Here is a 3,421-nt window from a genome sequence, read left to right on the forward strand (position 1 = left end):
TTGTAGCTTTCGCTACGTTGTCATTAGCCTTAATTTGGTGCTAACCTATTTGATGTCAATACGTCAAAGAACTGTCTCTCTTTCGAGATTGAGACCAACCGTTGCTGGTCTTATATATTTCGGAGTGCAAAGGTACAACTCTTATTCTTTCCTGTCAAGTAAAAGTTGAAATTTATTTTCTTCAACTTTTCACCAACCACTCACTTAACGTTCTGAAAAAAAGCAGTTTATCATTGACTTTACTACTGTCTTTCCGTGTTTGGGAGTGCAAAAGTAGTAGACCTTTTTTTTAGATGCAAGTGATCTCTAAAACTTTTTTTTAAATAGTTAATCCTCCTGTAAGAAGGGATAAGCAAAGTGCCTGGGACTCACGTAAGTTTCCTTGATTGTACGAGCAGAAACCCATCGTAATAAATTTAAGGAAGACCCTGCTTTATCGTTTGTCCCTGATGCTCTAGCCCCTCCAAATGGTTGTTGGCCTACCACAGCGCCAGTCGGTTTATCGTTGATGTAAAAATTTCCGGCCGCATTTTGGAGTGCTTTTGAGACCTTTTCTATTACATATCGATCTTTGGCAAAGATTGACCCAGTTAATGCATAAGGCGACGTATTATTTACGATATCAAGAATAGTATCAAATTCTGATGGCTCGTAAACATATATAGATAGAACAGGCCCAAATATCTCCTCACACATTGTTCTGTAATTAGGATCATTGACTAGTAATACTGTTGGCTCGATAAAATATCCTTTCGAACCATCATAATTACCTCCTGCAACTATTCTTACCTGATCACTTTCTTTAGCCGCATCAATGTATGCTGTAATCTTCCTAAATGATCTTTCGTCAATAACAGCATTAATAAAGTTGGAGAAGTCTTCAGTACCCCCCATTTTAATTTCACTCAGAAAGTCCTTAATCCTTGCTTCTACAGCAGGCCATAGCGACGATGGTATATAGGCTCTGGATGCTGCGGAACACTTCTGCCCCTGGTACTCGAAGGCACCTCTGACCAGTCCAGTAGCCACTTCGTCTACGTTAGCAGATTCATGAACGAGTACGAAATCTTTTCCGCCAGTTTCTCCTACAATACGTGGGTAACTTTTGTATTTATGAATATTGGCCCCGATTTCGCCCCAGATTTTCTGAAATACCCCGGTACTACCTGTAAAATGAATTCCCGCAAAGTCCGGATGACTAAAGATTATATCTCCCGCAACGGGTCCATCTACGTAGATTAGATTGATTACCCCCTCTGGTAAACCGGATTCAAGTAGTACTTCCATTATGACTTTGGCAGCCAGAACCTGTGTGTATGCTGGTTTCCAGACTACGGTATTTCCCATCAGGGCAGCCGATGTTGGCAGGTTACCAGCAATGGCGGTAAAATTGAATGGAGTCAGTGCAAATACAAAACCTTCTAACGGACGATATTCGGTCCGGTTCCATACTCCTGCTGACGAGTTTGGCTGTTGCTGATATATTTGAGTAGCGAAAAACACATTGTAACGCAAAAAATCGATCAACTCACAAGCAGAGTCAATTTCGGCCTGGTATGCGTTTTTCGATTGTCCTAACATCGTAGCTGCATTAATTCTAGCCCGATACGGACCGGCAATTAAATCAGCAGCTTTTAGGAAAATACTGGCTCTATGCTCCCAGGACAAAGCAGCCCAGTTTTCTTTTGCAGTTAATGCCGCATTAATGGCCTGCTCAACATGCTCGGCATCGCCTTCGTAGAAATAACCGAGCGTGTGCTGATGATCATGCGGTGGTGATATGCGCAGTTTACGCTCTGTACGTACTTCTTTACCCCCAATGTACATTGGAACATCGGTTTCACTAGATCGAAAGCTCTGTATCGCTTTTTTGAGTGATTCTCGCTCTGGTGATCCAGGGCGGTATTCTTTTACCGGCTCGTTAACCGGATTAGGCACGTTGAACAATCCGAAAGACATATGAAGTGCAAATTTTCCCAAATTTAAGGATTACCCTACTTATCCACTAATTCATCAGGCTTTTCCACATTTTCGATATGCAATATTGAATACATTGAACTGATTTACCGTACTTTGTATCTTTATTTTTACTATTATTTATGCGTTTTTATAGCACTAATCGCCCTGACTTTACAGTATCAGCAGAGGAAGCTCTGTTTCATAGTATGCCCCAGGATAAGGGTTTATATATGCCTACTCCTTTGCCTAGATTACCTATTGAGTTTTTTGAGCGAATTGCTGGTCAATCATTAGCCGATATAGGTTTTGAGGTAAGTAAAGCCTTGTTTGGGGATGAAATCAGTGTAGCTGACCTTGAAACGATAACCCATCAGGCATTCACTTTTGATACGCCTGTTATTGAATTAGAATCAGGAAAAGTTGGTGTACTTGAGCTATTTCATGGCCCATCTCTGGCTTTTAAAGATGTGGGAGCTCGCTACATGGCTTCATTAATGTCTTATTTTTCCAGACAAAGTGAGCAAGAGATTCATATTCTGGTAGCGACTTCGGGAGATACGGGCGGAGCCGTAGCAATGGGATTTCATAACGTTCCTGGTGTTAGGGTTTCTGTATTATATCCTAGCGGACGTGTGAGTGATCTACAGGAAAAACAGCTCACTACGCTGGGAGGAAACATTCAGGCATTTGAGGTCGATGGTTCATTCGATGATTGTCAGGCAATTGTAAAACAAGCCTTTATCGATCCTGAATTGAACAAAAACCTATCCTTATCTTCGGCTAACTCCATCAATATTTTCCGATTAATTCCTCAAGGATTTTACTACGTTCGGGCATACGGGCAAGTCCGTCACTACGGTAAACCAATTGTTTTCTCCACACCTAGTGGAAACTTTGGTAATCTCAGTGCTGGCGTAATGGTTCAGCAAATGGGCCTCCCGATAACACATTTTGTTGCCTCAACAAATGCAAATCATATTGTTCCTACTTATCTGCAAACAGGAAGCTATATCCCAAAACCATCTATTGCAACAATTTCCAATGCTATGGATGTTGGTAATCCCAGTAATTTCGTTCGTTTAAGCCATTTGTACGGTGATGATTATGATAATCTTGTGCAAAATATATCTGGCTATTTTTATGATGATGACCAGACTCGGCTAGGCATGCAGGCAATCTATAATCAATATGGGTACGTAGCCTGTCCGCATACGGCTATTGGTATCATGGGTATACAGGACTATTTATCCGAGTGTAAACAAGATGCTGTTGGAATCGCTTTAGCAACGGCCCATCCTTCTAAGTTTAAGCCTCTAGTAGAGGAGGTTCTTGGTAAACCCGTTGAAGTACCGGAGCGTTTATCCGTTTTATCGACTCGAACAAAGTCAAGTATCTGCATACCAGCAGACTATGAGGCTTTCAGAGAATCACTTCTCCAGACTGTTTCTTATTAGTTATCCAC

2 protein-coding genes are annotated in these 3,421 nt (G+C 41.4%); one reads left to right on the forward strand and one right to left on the reverse strand.

Annotated features, from left to right (window positions below):
- Positions 1-327: 327 nt before the first annotated feature.
- The gene (pruA, locus tag GK108_RS30885) at positions 328-1,959 is read right to left on the reverse strand and encodes an L-glutamate gamma-semialdehyde dehydrogenase (RefSeq protein WP_163955464.1); all 1,632 of its coding nucleotides are present in this window, start codon (positions 1,957-1,959) and stop codon (positions 328-330) included.
- 140 nt (positions 1,960-2,099) lie between these two features.
- On the opposite strand from pruA, the gene thrC reads away from it, so the two are divergent.
- Positions 2,100-3,413 carry a threonine synthase gene (thrC, locus tag GK108_RS30890; RefSeq protein ID WP_163955465.1) on the forward strand — a complete coding sequence of 438 codons (1,314 nt, stop codon included), beginning with the start codon at positions 2,100-2,102 and terminating at the stop codon, positions 3,411-3,413.
- Positions 3,414-3,421 lie beyond the last annotated feature (8 nt).

The organism is Spirosoma terrae, from assembly GCF_010435915.1.
Lineage (GTDB): Bacteria > Bacteroidota > Bacteroidia > Cytophagales > Spirosomataceae > Spirosoma > Spirosoma terrae.